The organism is Pseudomonas cannabina (assembly GCF_900100365.1).
Lineage (GTDB): Bacteria > Pseudomonadota > Gammaproteobacteria > Pseudomonadales > Pseudomonadaceae > Aquipseudomonas > Aquipseudomonas cannabina.
In genome coordinates, this window is record NZ_FNKU01000001.1 from 3,385,697 (window position 1) to 3,405,913 (window position 20,217).

At 59.2% G+C, this 20,217-nt stretch carries 13 protein-coding genes and 2 pseudogenes; 11 read left to right on the plus strand and 4 right to left on the minus strand.

All coding sequences use genetic code 11. The annotated features are described in order from the left end of the window. Window positions 1–21: 21 nt before the first annotated feature. Complete coding sequence (locus BLT55_RS15935) at window positions 22–714, minus strand: TPM domain-containing protein (RefSeq protein WP_055001002.1); 693 nt, start codon at window positions 712–714, stop codon at window positions 22–24. A 321-nt stretch (window positions 715–1,035) separates the two neighbouring features. Here BLT55_RS15935 and bglX point away from each other — a divergent pair, with 321 nt between their 5' ends. The 9 genes and pseudogenes from bglX to BLT55_RS15980 all read left to right on the plus strand — a co-directional run bounded on the left by bglX (window position 1,036) and on the right by BLT55_RS15980 (window position 15,657). Beyond that, window positions 1,036–3,333 (plus strand): beta-glucosidase BglX, encoded by a 2,298-nt coding sequence (bglX, locus tag BLT55_RS15940; RefSeq protein WP_055001003.1) that lies wholly within the window; start codon window positions 1,036–1,038, stop codon window positions 3,331–3,333. Window positions 3,334–3,402: 69 nt separating this feature from the next. Beyond that, window positions 3,403–5,160: pseudogene (locus BLT55_RS15945) on the plus strand (ATP-binding protein). A gap of 6 nt (window positions 5,161–5,166) precedes the next feature. Then, entirely contained in the window at window positions 5,167–6,501 is a 1,335-nt protein-coding gene (locus BLT55_RS15950) for a sigma-54-dependent transcriptional regulator (RefSeq protein WP_055001004.1), read from the plus strand. A gap of 224 nt (window positions 6,502–6,725) precedes the next feature. Further along, a pseudogene (locus BLT55_RS15955) lies at window positions 6,726–9,106 on the plus strand (PAS domain-containing protein). A 74-nt stretch (window positions 9,107–9,180) separates the two neighbouring features. Next, the gene (locus BLT55_RS15960; RefSeq protein ID WP_055001005.1) at window positions 9,181–10,875 is read left to right on the plus strand and encodes a molecular chaperone HscC; all 1,695 of its coding nucleotides are present in this window, start codon (window positions 9,181–9,183) and stop codon (window positions 10,873–10,875) included. 5 nt (window positions 10,876–10,880) lie between these two features. Next, the gene (locus BLT55_RS15965) at window positions 10,881–12,506 is read left to right on the plus strand and encodes a J domain-containing protein (RefSeq protein WP_055001015.1); all 1,626 of its coding nucleotides are present in this window, start codon (window positions 10,881–10,883) and stop codon (window positions 12,504–12,506) included. Between the two features lie 183 nt (window positions 12,507–12,689). Further along, complete coding sequence (locus BLT55_RS15970) at window positions 12,690–14,015, plus strand: MFS transporter (protein WP_007248843.1); 1,326 nt, start codon at window positions 12,690–12,692, stop codon at window positions 14,013–14,015. Between the two features lie 518 nt (window positions 14,016–14,533). After that, window positions 14,534–14,893, plus strand: a complete 360-nt coding sequence (locus BLT55_RS15975; RefSeq protein WP_074800642.1) for a hypothetical protein — start codon at window positions 14,534–14,536, stop codon at window positions 14,891–14,893. A 140-nt stretch (window positions 14,894–15,033) separates the two neighbouring features. Further along, a complete protein-coding gene (locus BLT55_RS15980) occupies window positions 15,034–15,657 on the plus strand; it encodes a flavin reductase family protein (protein WP_055001006.1) in 624 nt (207 codons plus the stop codon). Here the strand turns inward: BLT55_RS15980 and BLT55_RS15985 are convergent, their stop codons facing one another. Beyond that, window positions 15,658–15,897, minus strand: a complete 240-nt coding sequence (locus tag BLT55_RS15985; RefSeq protein ID WP_055001007.1) for a hypothetical protein — start codon at window positions 15,895–15,897, stop codon at window positions 15,658–15,660. A 152-nt stretch (window positions 15,898–16,049) separates the two neighbouring features. On the opposite strand from BLT55_RS15985, the gene BLT55_RS33495 reads away from it, so the two are divergent. Together BLT55_RS33495 and BLT55_RS15990 are read left to right on the plus strand one after the other, a co-directional pair. Beyond that, window positions 16,050–16,220, plus strand: a complete 171-nt coding sequence (locus tag BLT55_RS33495; protein ID WP_166647499.1) for a hypothetical protein — start codon at window positions 16,050–16,052, stop codon at window positions 16,218–16,220. A 128-nt stretch (window positions 16,221–16,348) separates the two neighbouring features. Next, window positions 16,349–17,842, plus strand: a complete 1,494-nt coding sequence (locus BLT55_RS15990) for an MDR family MFS transporter (RefSeq protein ID WP_055001008.1) — start codon at window positions 16,349–16,351, stop codon at window positions 17,840–17,842. Between the two features lie 14 nt (window positions 17,843–17,856). Here the strand turns inward: BLT55_RS15990 and BLT55_RS15995 are convergent, their stop codons facing one another. Next, window positions 17,857–18,987: a DUF3396 domain-containing protein gene (locus tag BLT55_RS15995; RefSeq protein WP_055001016.1), complete on the minus strand. Its 1,131-nt coding sequence runs from the start codon at window positions 18,985–18,987 to the stop codon at window positions 17,857–17,859. 477 nt (window positions 18,988–19,464) lie between these two features. Continuing rightward, window positions 19,465–20,112, minus strand: coding sequence for an auxin-lysine conjugate-binding transcriptional regulator PmeR (pmeR, locus tag BLT55_RS16000; protein ID WP_007248849.1), 648 nt, complete (start codon window positions 20,110–20,112; stop codon window positions 19,465–19,467). Between the last annotated feature and the right edge of the window lie 105 nt (window positions 20,113–20,217).

Below are 20,217 nucleotides of genomic sequence, written 5' to 3' on the forward strand. Positions count from 1 at the left end.
CCTCATTCCTGAAATGCCCGATTACCAGTTCCCTGAAGCGCCGCCGCCACCGAACCGGCCGCCAGCGTCACGGCCCGCGCCACTTCGCGCAGACCGGCCAGCGGAACCGCGCCTGATACTGATGACCACGATGCCCAGCACGATGAGGGTCAGCACGATTGCGATCAACCACACCTGATCGTCATTGACCTGCTCATCATTAACCGCCACCTGTTCGGCAGGTTCGGGGTGGTCGGGTATCTGTCCACCCAATGCGGTGATAATTGCCTGAGCACCTCGTTCTATGCCGGCCGCAAAATGGCCATCGTCGAACTCGGGCGTCATCAGCATATCTATGATCAGCGCGGCCTGAGCGTCATTGAGACGATCTGCCAGCTCAGCGCCCACCTCCATGAATACCTTGCGCTTGTCGCGGTAGACCATCAGCAAAACACTTTTGGCGGCACCGTGCTGCCCCAGACTCCAGGCAGTGCCGAGTCTGGAGCCGAATTCTTCGATGCTTGCGCCTTGCAGATCAAGCAGGGTAACCACCACCACGCGTTCGCCGGTCGCCTGTTCATGCGCGCGCAGCAACCTGGCCAGTCGCACTGCAGTCTGACTGTCAAGCATTTGGGCAGCATCCACCACGCTGCCTGTCATAGGCGGAAACACCAGCGCGGGCTGGTCTGCCTCAGCCCGAAATATCCCTCCAAACAGCATTACCACGTACAACATCAGCCGTGAAACACCCTTCAAAACCAGACCTCCAGTGCTTTTTTGTCTCTGTTGAAACGACGCGCCTTAGCCAAAACGCAAGTTCCCCGGCATAATCCACCGGCGACACCGGATACCGGTCAGTCGCTGAGCAGACAGGGTTTGTACAAAAATCCAGCAACCCACCATTTTTGTACGTACCTTGGGGAAACTTCGTACAGTGATGCGGATAGTCACTATCCTTGCGCCCTGCCCGAACCATAACGCCAAAGGTCCATAACCCAAAAACTGGCTGTCGGACATTAAACGCGAGTTACCGGCAAAAGCCTTGAGAAATTATTCGTGAATAAGCTGTGTTTATTAAGTTTGCTGGTCGGCCTGGCCAGTCAGTCAGTGGTGGTCCAGAGTGCCGCCGCTGCCGACAATACAACGCTTCAGGCCAAGAATGCTTTCATCGGCAAACTGATGAAACAAATGACTCTGGACGAAAAGATCGGTCAGCTGCGACTCATCAGCATCAGCTCGGAAATGCCCCAGCCGCAGATTCTCAAGGAAATTGCTGCCGGAAGAATCGGCGGCACGTTCAACTCGATCACCCGCTCGGAAAACCGCCCGTTGCAGGAAGCGGCGGTCGCCAACAGCCGCCTGAAAATTCCGATGTTCTTCGCCTATGACGTGGTTCACGGTCACCGCACGATCTTTCCGATCAGCCTGGGCATGGCTGCCAGCTGGGACATGGACGCGATCGCGACAATGGCCCGGGTTTCCGCCAAAGAAGCCAGTGCCGACAGTATCGACATGACGTTTGCGCCGATGGTCGATATTTCCCGTGACCCACGCTGGGGACGCAGTTCCGAAGGTTTCGGTGAAGACACTTACCTGGTGTCACGCATCTCCGACGTGATGGTCAGGTCGTTTCAGGGCAAGAACGTTGCAGCCAACGACAGCATCATGGCAGCGGTCAAACACTTCGCCTTGTATGGCGCGGTGGAAGGCGGACGTGATTACAACACGGTGGACATGAGCAAAACGCGCATGTACCAGGACTACCTGCCGCCCTACAAGGCCGGTATCGATGCCGGTGCTGGCGGTATCATGGTCTCGCTCAACTCGATCAACGGCATCCCGGCGACCTCCAACACATGGTTGATGCAAGACCTGTTGCGCAAGGACTGGGGCTTCAAGGGTGTGACCATCAGTGACCACGGCGCGATCAAGGAACTGATCGAGCACGGCGTCGCCAAGGATTACCGCGAAGCCGCCAAGCTGGCGATCAAGGCGGGCGTCGACCTGAGCATGAACGACGTAGCCTACGGCGAGCAATTGCCGGGGCTGGTGAAGGACGGCGAGGTTTCCATGAAGGAAATCGACAGCGCCGTGCGTGAAGTGCTGGGTGCCAAATACGACATGGGCCTGTTCGCCTCGCCTTATGGTCGTATCGGCGTCGCTGCCGATGATCCGGTCGACACGTATTCCGACGACCGCCTGCACCGCACCGAAGCTCGCGACGTGGCCCGCAAGACGCTGGTCCTGCTGAAAAACCAGAACGACACGCTACCGCTGAAGAAACAAGGCACCATCGCGGTCATCGGCGGACTGGCCCAGAGTCACCTCGATACACTCGGTAGCTGGTCGGCAGCGGGTCGGCCCAACCAGTCGGTCACCGTGTACGAAGGCTTGGCCAATGCCGTCGGCGACAAAGCCAAACTGCTCTATGCCCGTGGCGCCAACGTCAGTGATAACGAGCAGGTCCTCACTTACCTGAACTTCATCGAGAAGGAAGTGGAGATTGATCCACGTCCGGCGCAGGAAATGATCGACGAAGCGGTCAAGGTCGCCGAACAGTCCGACGTCATCGTTGCCGTCGTGGGCGAGTCGCGCGGCATGTCGCACGAATCGGCCAGCCGCAGCAGCCTGAATATTCCGGGCAAGCAGCGTGACCTGATCAAGGCGCTCAAAGCCACTGGCAAACCGCTGGTCCTGGTGCTGATGAACGGTCGTCCGCTGGTTCTGGTCGACGAACAGGAACAGGCCGATGCCATGCTCGAAACCTGGTTCCCGGGTACCGAAGGCGGCAATGCCGTGGCTGACGTGCTGTTTGGCGATTACAACCCGTCGGGCAAGCTGGCCATGTCGTTCCCGCGCTCGATTGGCCAGTTGCCGGTCTATTACGCACACCTGAACACCGGTCGCCCGTATCATGAAGGCAGCCCTGGCAATTACACCTCGCACTACTTCGAGGAGCCGAACGGTCCGCTGTTTCCATTTGGCTACGGCTTGAGCTACACGCAGTTCGATGTCTCAGACGTCAAGCTGTCGAACGCCAACATGCAGCGCAAGGGCAAGCTGACGGCCAGCGTTACGGTGAAGAACACCGGCAAGGTCGCGGGCGCCACCATTGTTCAGCTGTACCTGCGCGATATCGCCGCGTCGATCAGTCGTCCGGTGAAAGAACTGAAAAACTTCGAGAAAGTCATACTTGAGCCAGGCGAGGAAAAGGTTGTCACCTTCACCCTCAGCGAAGACGACCTGAAGTTCTACAACACGGAACTCAAGTACGCCGCAGAGCCGGGCGAATTCAAGGTCATGATCGGCCTCGACTCGCAGACGGTGAAAGAAGCGACGTTCACTCTGTTGTAACGCCCCTCCAAGGCGTATTGGCGAGCACCCGCCTGCCAATACGCCTGCGGATTCCGTTCAGGCTGCACCATGACGATCAAGCATCGCTACTGGCGACTTTCTCTGTACGTGCTGCTGATTCTGGCGGGTGCCGCCCTGTCGGCCAGTCTGGCGATGCGTCAGGCGCAGCGCCACGCACTGTCGGAAGATGCCGCACGTGGCAGCGGGCAACTGGCGTTGTACGCCAACACTCTGCACACCCTGATCGAACGCTACCGCGCCCTGCCCTCGGTGCTGGCACTGGACCCGGAAATTCGCGCGGCACTAAGCCATCCGGTGACCGACGACGTGCAACGCGCACTCAATCTCAAGCTGGAAAAAATCAACAGCGCGGCCCACTCGTCGACCCTCGAACTGCTTGATGCCAACGGGCTGGCCATCGGCGCGAGCAACTGGCGCACGCCCAACAGTTATGTCGGTCACAACTACGGCTTTCGGCCTTACTTCCTGCAAACCCGCGCCAATGGCACCGGGCGCTTCTACGCAGTCGGCGTGACCACGGGGATTCCCGGTTACTTCCTCTCCAGCGCAGTGGTGAACGATGCGGGGGTCTTCAGTGGCGCGATGGTCGTGAAACTGGAGTTTCCGAACCTTGAGCAGGAATGGGGCCAGGGTGACGACCTGCTGCTGGTCAGCGATGAAAAGGGCATCGTGTTCATCGCCAATCGACCCGACTGGCGTTATCACGAACTGCTGCCGATCTCCGTTGCAGGCCGGGCCGATCTGCTGCGCACTCGCCAATATGACAAAAAGCCTCTGTCTCCGTTGCGCAGCCGGGTTATTGATCGCTTTGGCATCAACAGCCACTTGAGCCGTGTCGAAGGACCGGATGGCACGGCTGACTACCTCTGGCAATCACTGCCGCTGCCCGACAAAAACTGGACCCTGCACCTGCTGCGCAAGCCAGCGGCCGCCAGCGAGGACGTGCGCAATGCCGGACTGGCCGCAGCGGGCATCTGGCTGGCACTGGTGTTTCTCGGCCTGTTTCTTTACCAGCGCTGGCGGCTGGCGCGATTGCGCGAACGCAGTCGGGACGAACTGGAGCGCCTGGTGCAGGAGCGCACCCGCGACCTGCAAACCGCGCAGGACGGGCTGGTGCAATCGGCCAAGCTGGCTGCGCTGGGGCAGATGTCAGCAGCGCTGGCCCACGAAATCAACCAACCGCTGACGGCCCAGCGCATGCAACTGGCAACCCTGCGCCTGCTGCTCGATCAGGGCCGCATCGACGAAGCCTGCAAGGCGCTGAATGCGGTGGACCAGCAACTGACGCGCATGGCGGCACTGACCGGCCACCTGAAAACCTTCGCGCGCAAGAGCCCGAGCGGTTTGCGCGAGCGGCTGGACCTCGCCACGGTGGTCGATCAGGCCTTGCTGCTGCTGGAACCACGCCTGCGCGAAGAAGCTGTCGACTGCGTGCTGCACCTGTCGCGTCCGGCCTAGGTACGCGGCGATGCGATCCGTCTGGAGCAGGTGCTGATCAATCTGCTGCGCAACGCGCTGGATGCCATGCGCGATTGCAGCACACGCCGCCTGGAAGTCCGTATCGATGCGCTCGACGCGCAGTGGCGACTCAGCGTCAGCGACACCGGGACCGGCATCGCGCCAGAAAACCTCGCCCGTATTTTCGATCCGTTCTTTACCACCAAACCGGTAGGCGATGGTCTGGGCCTCGGTCTGGCCGTTTCGTACGCCATCATTCATCAACTGGGCGGGCAACTGACCGCAGAAAGCCATGCCAACGACGCGGTGTTCTGGTTCTGCCTGCCCAATGACGCTCTGGAGACCTGACCCGGCATGTTGAACTCGGTCATCGTGGTAGACGACGAAGCGCCCATCCGGCAAGCCGTCGAACAGTGGCTGAGCCTGTCGGGTTTCGAGGTGCAGGTGTTTGCCCGCGCTGAAGAATGCCTGAACAGCCTGCCGGAACACTTTCCCGGCGTGGTACTGACCGACGTGCGCATGCCGGGCATGAGCGGTCTGGAGCTGTTGAGCCGACTGCATGAACTGGACCGGGATTTGCCGGTCATTCTGCTGACCGGGCATGGCGACGTGCCGATGGCGGTCGAGGCTATGCGCGAAGGCGCGTATGACTTTCTGGAAAAGCCGTTCAGCCCTGAAACCCTGATCAGCAACCTGCGCCGCGCCCTGGAAAAACGCCAGTTGGTGCTGGAAAACCGGCGCCTGCATGAGCAGGCTGACGCCCGGACACGCCTCGACGCTACCCTGCTTGGCACTTCGCCCAGCCTGCAAACCCTGCGCCGGCAGGTGCTGGAGCTGTCGCAACTGCCGGTCAATGTGATCATCCGGGGCGAAACAGGCAGTGGCAAAGAACTGGTCGCCCGCTGTCTGCATGACTTCGGCCCGCGCGCAGGCAAACCTTTCGTGGCACTCAACTGCGCGGCCATCCCGGAACACCTGTTCGAAGCCGAACTGTTCGGCCACGAAAGCGGCGCGTTTACCGGCGCGCAAGGCAAGCGCATCGGGCGCCTGGAGTACGCCGACGGCGGCACGGTGTTTCTCGATGAAATAGAAAGCATGCCGATGGCGCAACAGGTCAAGCTGCTGCGCGTGCTGCAGGACAAGCGCTTGGAGCGATTGGGCTCGAATCAGAGCATCGAGGTCGACCTGCGGATCATTGCGGCGACCAAGCCTGATCTGCTTGAAGAGGCACGTGCCGGGCGCTTTCGGGAAGACCTCGCGTATCGCCTGAATGTAGCTGAACTGCGCTTGCCGCCCTTGCGCGAACGCCGGGAAGACATCCCGCAACTGTTCAGCCATTTCGCCAGAACCTCCGCCGAACGTCTGAACCGCGACGCGCCTACCCTCAGTGCCGCGCGCCTGAGCCAGTTGCTTAGTCATGACTGGCCCGGCAACGTTCGCGAGCTGGCCAATGCGGCCGAGCGTCAGGCACTCGGCCTGGAGCTGACGCCTTCCGAGCCTGACAGCCCGGCGCAGGGGCAATCACTGGCGACCCGTCAGGAAGCGTTCGAGGCGCAATGCCTGCGCGCCTCGCTGACCCTTCATAAAGGCGATATCAAGGCCGTGCTGAGCGAATTGCAACTGCCGCGCCGGACCCTGAACGAGAAGATGCAGCGTCATGGCCTGACGCGGGAAATGTTTCTCAACTGAGGGTTACCGGCGCTGCACACGTCTTCTTAAGGGCAGAAACGAACATTTTTGCTCGCACCGGGTCTGCTTACTGATCGCGGTCGCATTCGATAGCGGTCGCTGAGTCAGACAAGGCATAATGACACCATTCCTGCTTTAACCATTCAGCTCACTTTGGCAGTCCGAAAGATGGGGCATTTTCTACCGTGAATACTCCCCTCGACCTCCCACTGGGAGGCGGCGAAATGGGCCGGTTTATCCGCGAGACCGACTGGTCGACGTCTGCGCTGGGGCCAAAGCATGCCTGGCCTGCGGCGTTACTGTCGGCGTTGAACCTGATGCTCAGTTGCCCGGACAGCATGTATTTGCTCTGGGGGCGGGATTTCATTCTGTTTTTCAACGATGCTTATTGCCCGGTGCTGCCCGTTGAGGCTCGACAGGCGCAGGGACAGCCTATCGCCTCTGTATGGGGCGATGCGTGGGAAGCGGTTCGACCGCTGGCCGAGCAGGCGCTCGCCGGTCACAGTTGCCGGTCGGACGATATTCAGCGAACCGTCGTGCGCGGTGGCAAATCCGTACAGACCTGGTGGTCGCTGTCCTATTCACCCCTTTACGGTGACAGCGGCCTGATCGAAGGCGTCTTCAGCCGGGTCAACGAAACCACCTCTCAGGTTCTCGCTGAAGCCCGGCAAAATGAAAACGAAGCGTTTACCGACCGGGTTCTGTCGAGCATCAATGACTGCATCAAAGTGCTGGATCTCGACTCGCGTCTGACGTTCATGAGCGAAGGCGGTCAGCGGATCATGGAAGTCAGCGACTTCAACGCCATTCGTGGCTGTCCGTGGCCGGATTTCTGGCAGAACCAGGGCAATCTGGACGCCATCGCCGCCGTCGAAGCCGCGCGCGCCGGTCGAAGCGCCAGCTTCATGGGCTCGGCGCAAACGCTGGGTGGCAACGTCAAATGGTGGCATGTGCAGGTCAGCCCGATTTTCGGCAAGGACGGCAAACCGGAGAAGATTCTCTGCGTCTCCAGAGACATGACCCAGCTCAGGGATGCAGAAGAGGCGCTGCTGTCGCTGAACGAAACCCTCGAACAGCGCGTTATCGAGCGCACCCAGGACCGCGACCGCATCTGGCGGCTCTCGACCGATCTGATGCTGGTTGCGCAGTTCGACGGCATCATTTCGGCGGTCAACCCGGCCTGGACCCAGGCATTGGGCTGGTCGGAAGAACAACTGCTCGACAGCCAATTCCTGGCGTTGGTGCACCCTGACGATATCGACAGCACCCTGGCGGCGATGAGCGGGCTGGAGAACGGTCAGACCATCCCTCATTTCAAGAACCGTTACCGCCACAAGGACGGTTCGTACCGGACCATCGCCTGGACGGCGGTGCCGGACAAGCAGTTCATTCACGCCGTGGGTCGCGATATTCAGGCCGAAGAAGCCGCCAACGAGGCCCTGAGGGTTTCTCAGGAAGCGCTTCATCAAGCCCAGAAACTGGAAGCCATCGGTCAGCTGACCGGTGGCGTGGCACACGATTTCAATAATCTGCTGACGGTTATCCGCTCGTGCAGCGACTTGCTGAAGTCCACCAACCTCGACGAAACGCGCCGCATGAAATACGTGGAAGCGATTTCCAGCACCGTCGACCGCGCGGCGCGCTTGACCGGCCAGCTGCTGGCCTTTGCCCGCCGCCAGGCCTTGCAGCCGGAAGTCTTCGATGTCTGCAAAAGCGTGGCGCGCATCGGCGAAATGATGGACACCCTGACCGGCTCACGCATTCAGGTACACATCGATCTGCCGCCAGAACCGTGCTTTATCTTTGCTGATGGTAGCCAGTTCGACACCGCGCTGGTCAACATGGTGGTCAACGCCCGCGATGCGATGGCGGGCTCTGGCCGTCTGACCATCAAGGTCGAATGCTCGGCCTGCTCTTCTGCTGAACTGGACCCTTCGCTCAGCGAGGGGACTACGTGACAGTGTCGTTGACCGATACCGGGTCGGGCATCCCCAAGGACAAACTGGGGCTGATCTTCGAGCCGTTCTATACCACCAAAAGTATTGGTCAGGGCACCGGGCTGGGCCTGTCGCAGGTGTTCGGCTTTGCCAAGCAGTCCGGTGGTGAAGTGCTGGTCGAAAGCGAACTGGGCAGCGGCAGCCGCTTTACGTTGTGCCTGCCCAGCGCCCAGGACCATGAGCCGGTTCCGGAAGACGAGAACTGCGAGCTCAATGCACCCTCCGGCTTGTGCGTATTGATGGTCGAAGACAATCAGGACATCGGCACCTACACCCGGCCGATGCTCGAACAACTCGGTTTTCAGGTGCTCTGGGTATCGAGCGCCCGCGAAGCACTGCACGAGCTGTCCGGCAACCCTGAAAACTTCCACGTGGTGTTTTCGGACATCGCCATGCCGGGCATGAGCGGACTGGAGCTGTACGCAGAAATCGAAGCGCGCTACCCGTGGATGCCGGTGGTGCTGACCACAGGCTACAGCACCGAATTTGCCACGATTGCTCAAGACGAAACCCATCGCTTCGATCTGCTGCAAAAGCCCTACTCCAGAGAAGATCTGGCCGCCCTTCTGCATAAGGCCGTGTGCCGCAATGGGGAACCGAAGCACTGAACACTCGTTTACAGGCGGCACAGACCGCCTTGTTTTAGAATCACGCCAAATTTAAGGCAGGGAGCATTTTTGAGATGATCGTCGGAATTGACCTGGGCACCACCAACAGCCTGGTCGCGGTATGGCGCGACGGTAGCAGCCAGCTGGTTACCAATGCCCTGGGTGAAACGCTCACCCCGAGCGTGGTCGGGCTGGACGATGAAGGGCATATTCTGGTCGGCAAGGCGGCACGCGAACGTCTGCAGACCCACCCGCAACAAACCACGGCGCTGTTCAAGCGCTACATGGGCAGCGCCCAGGAGATTCGTCTGGGCGCCGAGACCTACCGCCCGGAAGAACTGTCGTCGCTGGTCCTCAAAAGCCTGAAAGCCGACGTCGAGCGCGCGTTCGGTGAGCCGGTGACCGAGGCGGTGATCAGTGTTCCCGCGTATTTCAGCGATGCTCAACGCAAGGCAACGCGCATTGCCGGTGAGCTGGCCGGCCTGAAAGTCGAAAAACTGATCAACGAGCCCACCGCCGCAGCACTGGCGTACGGGCTGCACCAGCAAGAAGGCGAAACCTCGTTCCTGGTGTTTGACCTGGGCGGCGGGACGTTCGATATTTCGATTCTCGAGTTGTTCGATGGTGTGATGGAAGTGCGCGCCAGTGCGGGTGACAACTTTCTCGGCGGCGAAGACTTCGATCGGTTGCTGGTCGAGCACTTTCTGAACCTGCACCGCGACGAGCGTGACTTCCCGGCCAAGGAACTGGTGACCCCGTCGCTCAAGCGTGAAGCCGAGCGCGTGCGCAAAGCGCTGGGGCAGGAAGACAGCGTTGACTTCGTGCTGCGTCATGCTGATCGGGAATGGCGCAAAACCATCACCCAGGATGAGATGACCGAACAGTTTGCACCACTGCTGGCCAGGCTGCGTGCACCGATCGAGCGCGCCTTGCGTGACGCGAAAATACGCGTCGCCGATCTCGACGAGATCCTGCTGGTGGGCGGCACGACGCGCATGCCTTTGATCCGCAAACTGGCGGCCGGGATGTTCGGGCGCTTTCCGGCCATCACCCTCAACCCGGACAAAGTGGTCGCGCAGGGTGCTGCGATTCAGGCCGCACTCAAGCAGCGTGATGCAGCGCTGGAAGAGGTCGTGCTGACCGACGTGTGCCCTTACACATTGGGCATCGAGACCACGCAATACGTGTTCAATGGCTATCAGCCGGGGCATTACCTGCCGATCATCGAGCGCAACAGCGTGGTGCCGGTCAGCCGGGTGCGCACGGTTAACACGGTGGCTGACAATCAGGAACACGTGCTGCTGAAGATATTTCAAGGCGAAAGTCGTCTGGTCAAAGACAACATCGCACTGGGCGAGCTGAATATTCCCGTCCCGAAGGCCAAGGCCGGTGAGGTCGAGCTGGACGTGCGCTTCACTTACGACAACAACGGTCTGCTGGAAGCCGACGTCCTGATCCAGATGACCGGCGAAAAGCACAAGCTGGTGATCGAGAACAACCCCGGCGTCATGACCCCCGCCGAGATCAAGGAACGCCTCAAGGTGCTGGAAGCGCTCAAGGTTCATCCGCGCGAACGGCAGGTCAATACTCACCTGACAGCCCGCCTGGAACGGCTCTATCAAGAGTATCTGGGCGAGGCTCGGGAAACCATCGGAGTCTGGGCAGCGCAGTTCCAGCGGGTTCTGGAAACCCAGGATGACCGGCAGATCAGTGAAATGCGCAAGCAGCTCGAACAGGAAGCCGACCGTTTTGAACGGGGTGAGTGGTGATTGCAATGGATTGCTGGGGCGTACTGCAACTGCAAGACGACGCCGATGAACGCAGCATCAAACGGCAATACGCCAGACTGCTGAAGACCACTCGGCCGGATGATGATCCTGTCGCGTTCCAGAGGCTGCGCGATGCGTACGAGCAGGCGCTGGAGCGGGCCCGAAATCGTGTCGAAGACGACAGCGAAGGCGACGAAGCGTGGTCGTTTGCCGGTCAGGAGTCGACAGCTCTGGATACACCCGCACTGCGGGTACAGCCGCACGATCAGGCGCTGTCCGGCTTCGACGGCACCGATGCTCCGGTGCGCCCGGCGATAGAGCTGAACTGGTATGAGCAAGCGTCTCGAACCACGCCGGACAACCTGCATGCACAACACCAGCTCGCCAGGGATCAGGGCTGCGACGAGGTGTTCCAGCAACATCTGGCGCGCCGCTGCCTGCTCGACCCGGAAGACAACCTGCCGCTGATAAAAGCCGCAGTAGAGCAGTTACATTGGCTGACACCGTGGCAGAAGGTGCAGCTCAGAGCGCACCAGTCGCACCGACTGACCCAGGCACTGCTGGAAAGCTCGGTTCAGCCCATGCATGCGTTGCTCGAAAGCAACGAAGAGCGCGCCTTTCTCGACGCGTTGAAGACACTTCAACAGCAACCCTGGCTGGCTTCTTTTGATCGGCAGGAGCAACTGGAGCAGTGGACCATGGCGCTGCTGCTCAACAACCATCACTGGTCGCCCGCCCTGTTCGAACGTCTGACCAATCTGTTCGACTGGGACAAGAAGCACGATGTGCATTCCGGGCCGATGTCGCTGTGGATGAACCTGGTCCGACGCTGTGAAGAGAAAGCCTTCATCGCCCGTCAGTATCAACTGCTCGCTGGACCGCCCGATACTCCCGAAGCGGCTGCAGCGCATCTGATTCTGCAGCCGCCGCCGTTGAATGAAAGACTGCGCATCGCAAGACTGGGCGATCAAACGCTCTGGCAAGCCTGCGAAGCACTCGCGTCTGATCTGATTCATCGATTTCCGGAGGCCATGCAGTGGTTTCCCGAGGCTGATGTGCAGTCATGGCGAAAGTTGTCGAAGCAGGTGTCGTTCAACACTAATCTCAGAACGTACCTGTTCAGCGCATTGGCGACGTTGACGACAGTCAATCTGAATCCTCCGACCACAAAAGATCGATGGAACGAAATACTTTCCGTTGTACTTACCGTCCCCGTTTTCACAATACTGGCTGTCGCCGTGTTCATGCGCGCCTGGCGCCCTGCTTCTGCAATGTTCAGCTCAATCGATATTCGCTACAGCAAACGCCTGCTTCCCGACTTCCTGAGCTGGCCCGGTCATCAGGCACTGCTGTTGCGCCACGGACTGCCTCTAGCGTTGTTTGGCGCGGCGTTCATATCGTTAGGGCCGCTGATTGCTCTCTTGTATCTATCCATCGTAGCGCTATGGATCATTCTGTCGCCTTACCGAATGTCCCTGTTTCAGGATGCGGTTTCCCGGCGGACCGGTGGCTGGCAGGGCATCAATGCCTTCGCCGCCCGGAACACCTTCACAGGCATCATGGTCCTGATGGGCGTAATGCTCGCCTTTGTTGGGGCAGTGATTATTTTCAAGGCCGTACACGGCAATTAGCTCCTTCCGCCCCTCCATCAGCAAGAATCCGCCTATCTGCTCGACACCTATAAGCGGATTCTTGCTCATCGAAAAATCGCAAGTCCTCTGGAACGGGCTCTCAGGGTGTGGCACAGCTCCTGCTATGGAGCTGGTCAGGGCATGGAATGCCTCTTCCTAAAAATAATGAATTCAAGGAACACCATGGACACCCCAAATCCCGCCTCCAATGGGTCAACGGCTCCTGCCGCTGGCCAAAAAACCACTTCCAGCCGTCTCAAATCGATCTTCAGTGGCTCGGTCGGCAACATGGTCGAGTGGTACGACTGGTACGTCTACGCCGCTTTTTCGTTGTACTTCGCCAAAGCGTTCTTCCCCAAAGGCGACACCACTGCGCAACTGCTCAACACTGCCGCCATCTTCGCGGTCGGCTTTCTGATGCGGCCGATCGGTGGCTGGCTGATGGGGCTGTATGCCGACTACAAGGGCCGCAAGGCCGCGCTGATGGCCTCGGTGCTACTGATGTGTTTCGGCTCGCTGATCATTGCACTGACACCGGGCTATGAAAGCATCGGTGTCGGGGCGCCGATCCTACTGGTGTTCGCCCGATTGCTGCAGGGCCTGTCGGTCGGCGGCGAATACGGCACCTCGGCGACTTACCTGAGCGAAATGGCGACCAAGGAGCGTCGCGGCTTCTTCTCCAGCTTCCAGTACGTCACGCTGATTTCCGGCCAGCTCATCGCGCTGGGTGTGCTGATCGTGCTGCAACAGACGCTCACCACCGAACAGCTGTACGCCTGGGGCTGGCGTATCCCGTTTGTCATCGGTGCCTTGTGCGCAGTGGTAGCGCTGTTCCTGCGTCGCGGCATGGAAGAGACCGAATCGTTCACCCGCAAGAAGAAGGAAAAACGCAAGGAAAGCCTGATGCGTACGCTGATGCGTCATCCCAAGGAATTGATGACCGTCGTCGGCCTGACCATGGGCGGCACCCTGGCCTTCTATACCTACACCACGTATATGCAGAAGTATCTGGTCAACACGGTCGGCATGAGCATCACCGACTCGACCTCGATATCGGCTGCGACGCTGTTTCTGTTCATGCTGTTGCAACCGGTGGTCGGCGCGCTGTCCGATAAAGTCGGTCGCCGCCCGATCCTGATTGCCTTCGGCGTGCTGGGTACGCTGTGCACAGTGCCGATCCTGACCACGCTGCACACCATTCAGACCTGGTGGGGCGCGTTCTTCCTGATCATGGCAGCGCTGATCATTGTCAGCGGTTATACGTCGATCAACGCCGTGGTGAAGGCCGAACTGTTCCCTACCGAAATCCGCGCCCTGGGCGTGGGTCTGCCGTATGCGCTGACCGTATCGATCTTTGGTGGCACGGCGGAATACATCGCGCTGTGGTTCAAGAGTGTCGGCATGGAAACCGGTTATTACTGGTATGTCACCGCCTGCATCGCCTGCTCGCTGCTGGTCTACGTGTTCATGAAAGACACGCGTAAACACTCGCGGATCGAGACTGACTGATCGGGTCAGGTTCACCACGATTTTCGTGATCATGCTCCGCGTTGAAATACAGCTTTTGACGCGGAGCATGATGAAGGCGTTCCCATGCTGGAGCGCTCATTGTCGTACGCAGGTGTGTTTTGGGTTCTGCGTAGGGCGTGAGCGTCATTCAGGCTCACTGATAACGATCAGTATCATTGCCCACATCGATATAACCACCGCATAAAAGCACCATCTTTCATTGAGCACCTGAAACAAAGCGTTTCAGTTTGGTGCATTATTTAAGTAGTTTTCAACGATAACTATTTGAATTAACGACACTTTCATTTTGTCAAGAGCGTTTATTACAAGATTTTTCAAGAATTGCACCACAACAAGGCAGCTCTACCTGCAAGGCCCGAAATCAGCGCGTTGCGGCTTACTATCATTTTTAGCGATGATCGCTAGCAATCCTATTAACTTCTTAAAAAACTGCTGGCGCGTAGCATTGCCTCCATACCGGGATGACAACTCACCCGACACCACTTGGAGACACTCTCATGAAAACCAACACACTGATCTTCGGCCTGGTCTTCTCTGTTCTGACATCGAGCGCATTCGCTCTTCCAGCAGTCGATACCGTGCACAACGAAATGTCCAAAGCAACCGTCGTTGCTGAAGGCGGCACCAAGCACACTAACGTCGGCTCGATCCGCGTAGCCGCTGATGGCGCAGATCGTGTAGGTCCGAACCGTCAAGCTGCCGATGGTGCTGATCACGTCGGTGCAAATCGTCTGGCCGCTGATGGTGCCGATCGCGTCGGTGCAAACCGTCAAGCTGCTGATGGTGCAGACCATGTCGGTGCAAACCGCCTGGCCGCTGATGGGGCTGATCGTGTCGGTGCAAACCGCCTGAGCTGATCACTCATGCAACACCCCAAGGCCCGGCTATGCCGGGCTTCTTTGTTTCTGGCTTAGACCGAAACACAGACTGCTCTGGCATCCAGCGCCAATGCGCAGCACTATGTTCACATCTAACAGTGAGCCATAAGGAATCGAGCATGTCAGACGCTATTCACTCTTACGAGCCATCCAAAGGACACGGCCTGCCGCACGATCCGTTCAACGCAATTGTCGGCCCGCGCCCGATTGGCTGGATTTCCTCTCGGGATGCTAGCGGTAAGCTGAACCTTGCGCCGTACAGCTTTTTCAACGCGTTCAACTACGTGCCACCGATCATTGGTTTTTGTAGCGTCGGGCGCAAAGACAGCCTCAATAACATCGAGCAGACCGGCGAATTCGTCTGGAACCTGGCGACCCGCTCGCTGGCCGAGGCCATGAATCAAAGCTGTGCGCCCGTGGCCCCGGACGTGAGCGAATTCGAGCTGGCGAACCTCACACCGCTGGCATCGCTTATTGTCTCGGTGCCGCGCGTGCAGGAAACGCCCGTGTCCTTCGAATGCAAGGTCACGCAGATCATTCAACTGCAACGGGCAGACAAGGAGCTGGTGCCGAGCTGGCTGATTCTGGGCGAGGTGGTTGCGGTCCATATCGACAAGTCGCTGCTCAAGGACGGCATCTACGATACCGCTGCGGCCGAGCCGATTCTGCGCGGTGGGGGCCCGGCGGATTATTTCCAGCTTGGGCCAGAAGCCTTGTTCAAGATGTTCCGCCCGGGCGCCTGATCAGGAAGCCCACACCGGCTCGCCCTCCGGGTCCACGTCGATCAGCCGCTCCAGTTCCTGGACGGCGGCCAGATCGGCGTCATGCGCAGTCTTGAAAGACTGCCCGGGCAATATCGCGTGGAAGCGCGGCGCGCCCCCGGCAGCCAGTGCCTTGACGGCAACGGCCGCGCTGTAACCCTTCTGTTCCGAAGGGATGACCGCCGAAACCACTTCAAACCCGTTGTATTCCTTGCGTGCCATCTGTCTCGAACCTGCAGTCAGTCAAAACGCGAATTCTAACGCTTCATTCCCTCCCTGTGCGGCACGGATATCGTCCGGCCCGAAGCGCTTTCTTGTCCTACACTTCAATCAGCTCTTTCAAGCTGCTCTGTAGGTAAAACAAGGAGTGCGTCATGAAAGTAATAACAAGAAGATGTATGGCTGCCGTCGGCATTATCACGGTACTGGCGGTGTATGCCGCGGGTGCTTACCGCAACGAACTGTCTCGACAGAACCCGGCGGTCGCCAGTTGCACGTTCGGCCATTGTGTGCCGACCGATGCTACTTTCAGCGCCCTGCGATGACGCTCATGCCTGGCGGGTTGGGTCGCCATTCAGCAAAGGCAGCTATCGATTAGCAAGCTATCGGATTAGACTGGCCAGACTTCTCCCGCCGCCCTTGCGGCGGGTCAACACTGCCATCGGGTTCTGCCTTGACCAGTCTTACTCAAACGCCGCCAGCCATTCGCAGCATTTTGTTCGCGCTGATGATGGCCGTCCTGCTCAGCGCGCTGGATCAGACCATCGTCGCTGTGTCGATGCCAGCCATTTCCGCCCAGTTCAGGGACATCGACCTGCTGGCCTGGGTCATCTCCGCGTACATGGTCGCGCTGACCGTGGCGGTGCCCATCTACGGCAAGCTGGGCGACCTCTACGGGCGACGCAAGCTGATGCTGTTCGGGCTTGGCCTGTTTACGCTGGCCTCGCTGTTTTGCGGCGTCGCGCAAAGCATGGAGCAACTGGTGCTAGCGCGCGTGTTACAGGGCATCGGTGCGGGCGGCATGGTGTCGGTGAGTCAGGCCATCATCGCCGACATCGTCCCGCCTCGTGAGCGGGGCCGCTACCAGGGTTATTTCAGCAGCATGTACGCCGTGGCCAGCGTCGCAGGCCCGGTGCTGGGCGGTTTGATGACGGTGTACCTGTCCTGGCGCTGGGTGTTTCTGATCAACCTGCCACTGGGAGCCGCTGCGCTTATCGTCGCCTACCGGACCTTGAACGGCCTGCCCATTCCACAACGCAAGCCAGTGATCGACTATCTAGGCACCGTGCTGATGATCATCGGCCTGACCGCGCTGCTGCTGGGCATCACCGAAATCGGTCAGGGGCTGACGCTGGGCCACGCTCAGGTTCAGCTGCTGCTGAGCATCGCCTTGCTGGCGCTGGCGGTTTTCGTCTGGTACGAACGTCGCGCTCCGGAGCCGTTACTGCCCATGCACCTGTTTACCAACCGCAGCGCAGTGCTCTGCTGGTGTACGGTGTTCTTCACCAGTTTCCAGGCTATTTCCCTGATTGTGCTGATGCCGCTGCGTTACCAGACTGTCACCGGCGGTGGCGGTGACAGTGCTGCTTTGCACATGTTGCCTCTGGCTATCGGCATGCCGATGGGCGCTTATTTTGCCGGGCGACGCACAGCGCAGACCGGCCGCTACAAACCATTGATTCTGACTGGCGCGCTGCTGATGCCGATCGCCATTCTGTCCATGGCCTTCACACCGCCGCAGTCGGTTCTGCTGATGAGCCTGTTCATGATTCTGACCGGCATCGCGACCGGCATGCAATTCCCCTCCTCGCTGGTCGGAACCCAGAACGCAGTGCAGATCAGGGACATGGGCGTTGCGACCAGCACCACCAATCTGTTCCGCTCACTGGGTGGCGCAGTCGGGGTCGCGCTGATGTCGGCGCTGTTGCTGGCGATGCTGCAACATTCGGGTGTGGGCCTGACGGATACCGGCGTGACTGGCGAAAGCGGCTCTGGCAACGTTCTGCTCGACAGCCTCAATACGGCAACCGGGCCGGCACTGGATACCTTGCGTGCCGAACTGGCGCTGACGTTCAGAAACCTGTTGATCACCAGTGCAGCCATTTCGCTGCTTGGCCTGGCCGCGGCCTGGGCCATGCCCGACACATTACTGCGCGGCCGGGACTGAGCGGTGATTCAGGCTTACGACAATCCGGCCCAGAACCATTGGGTCTTCTTGTTTTTTACATGGGCGAAGGCAGGCATGATTTCGCCCTCGTCGAAATGCCGCCGAGAGCCAAACCGGGCGCTGCTGAACCAATAACCCGAGCGCGGACAGGCTTGCCCGGCATCGACGGGCGGCAGAGGTTTTTCATCGAACCGCGCATACCACTGCGCGGTGGTCTCTTCGGTAAAACCGAGCGCTGGCGCGAGATAAGGATGAAGATTACCGGTGTCCTGCAAACGGATCGGCTTGATCAGTCTGTTGACCGTCACGTAAGACTGCGGCGGCGGCAGCCCGCTGCCACCCAGCTCTGGCGCCACGCCAGCACGAATCAGCAGGCCGCTGCGGTAACTGTGAAACACGATGTCACTGTGCGCGCTCATCTGCCCGCGCAACCGGTCGCTCCCGCCCAGTTGTTTGACGAATGAATCACCCAACACGGTGTACCAGCTCACACCCTTGATGCGGTCCAGCAAACGCAGGCTTTCTATGTGCGGCCCAGGGTCGACCATCAGCCCGATGTATTCCTGCGCCAGACGATATTCCCACGGCAGATACTGGTGACTATCGCAGGGCAGCACACACGCCAGCCCGCCGTAACCATGCTCGGCCTGCACTTCGCTGCTCAGGTATCTGATCCAGGTTTCGTAGTTTTTCAGCCCGTCAGGCTCATTCAGGTATGACCAGGGCAGTACCATCTTCAGGCACGAACGGTCATTCTCGGCCTGGCTCTGCGGGGTGTTCATCACAAACAGGCTGTACATCGCGACTTCGGCCTGGGTTGCGCTGGCAAGCGACCAGATGAATTGCTCGTCTGGCGAACTGTCCACAACCTGCCGGCACGTTGCGGAAAACGCCGTCGACGTCAGGCGCCGCATGCGCTTGAACAACTGCCATTTGAGCTTGGGCCTGAAGGTTTCGTAAAAACGCGCGAAACAGCCTTCTATCCGCCGCTTGACCTCCGGGCTGTGACCGTTACGGAAGTACAAGGTGGTGATCAGGCCCAGTCGTATGACGGGCGTGCCCGATAGCGAATCGACTGAAACCGGCCCGGATTGCTGTCCGATACTGTTCAGAAACCTTACAGCATCAGATCCGCTATCCGGCATGATCGGCACTCCTTTCAGTCCTTTGGTAGATCGGGTGGCGCCATTGCCTGAAGCTGTCTTGCGCGTTTCGGTTACCTGCTGCGCGCGTCGGGTCGCGCGACAGCCACGCCCGTTGCCGTCCTGATGAACATCGGCGGATTTTTCATTGATTTCGTGACACATCGGCGCAAGATTCGGCAAAAACATGCAGCTTTCCTCTCTTCTGTTTTTCCAGGAGGCGAAGAGTGAAGGGAGTTTTCCCACGGAGCAATAGTCGGAAATTACTTTGGGAAATCAGCTACATGTATCAGGAAATGTCCTACCCGATTCCTACAAAATCTTTGTAAGTTGCCGGTCAATGGGTCGTAATAAACGGACGCAGTAAGGCACGACAGGTAAACAGTCGGTAAATCTGCTGTCTATCAGGCAAGGAATGGCGTTAGCCTTTGTGCGAAAGGTCGGCATCGAAAGACCGGCAGGCATCGTGCCCGCCATCTTTCAGACCGCGACCGTTTTTACTCTCAAGGAAGGGCTGTAGCGAAGCATGTCCAGACACACATCGACCATCTGCTCGGCCTCTTCAGGCAACGAAAAACTGTCGGGCACCAACAGCCATTGATAAATGATGCCGTTGATGTGGGCAAACATGGCGACGGCGGCGCGTGCGGTGTCCAGGCCTTGCGGAAGCTGCCCTTGGCGCACCGCATTGCGCAGCCCCAGCGTGATCCGCTCGTGGCACTGAATCGCGTTTTCTTGGCGTTGACGACGAAAATCACACATCTCGTCAGTAAACTCGCACTTATGGAAAAGGATTTCATTGATACGACGTGTTTTCGGGTCCCGTGCCAGCTCATGGAACAAGTGAATCAACAGGTTCCTCATGCACCCGAGCGGGTCTTCCTCCTCCTCGCTCTGACTGGCCTGGGCCATTTCATCGAGCGGTTCCTGAAGGCTGTCGAGCATCGCCTGCACCAGATCGGCCTTGTTATTGAAGTGCCAATAGATGGCACCGCGCGTCACACCGGCAAGGGTCGCGATGTCAGCCAGCGTGGTACGGGCGACGCCTCGCTCATAAAAAGCGTGTTCGGCGGCCTCCAGTATCTGGCTGCGGGTAATCTGGGCTTCCTCTTTGGTGCGACGAACCATGGCAATAAAACCTCAAGAAAATCACCCCAGGCACCTCGTTGGCTGCATGCCTGGATACATAACCGGGCGGCATTTGTCTCGCCTTGTCCCGAATTGGCTGTCGGC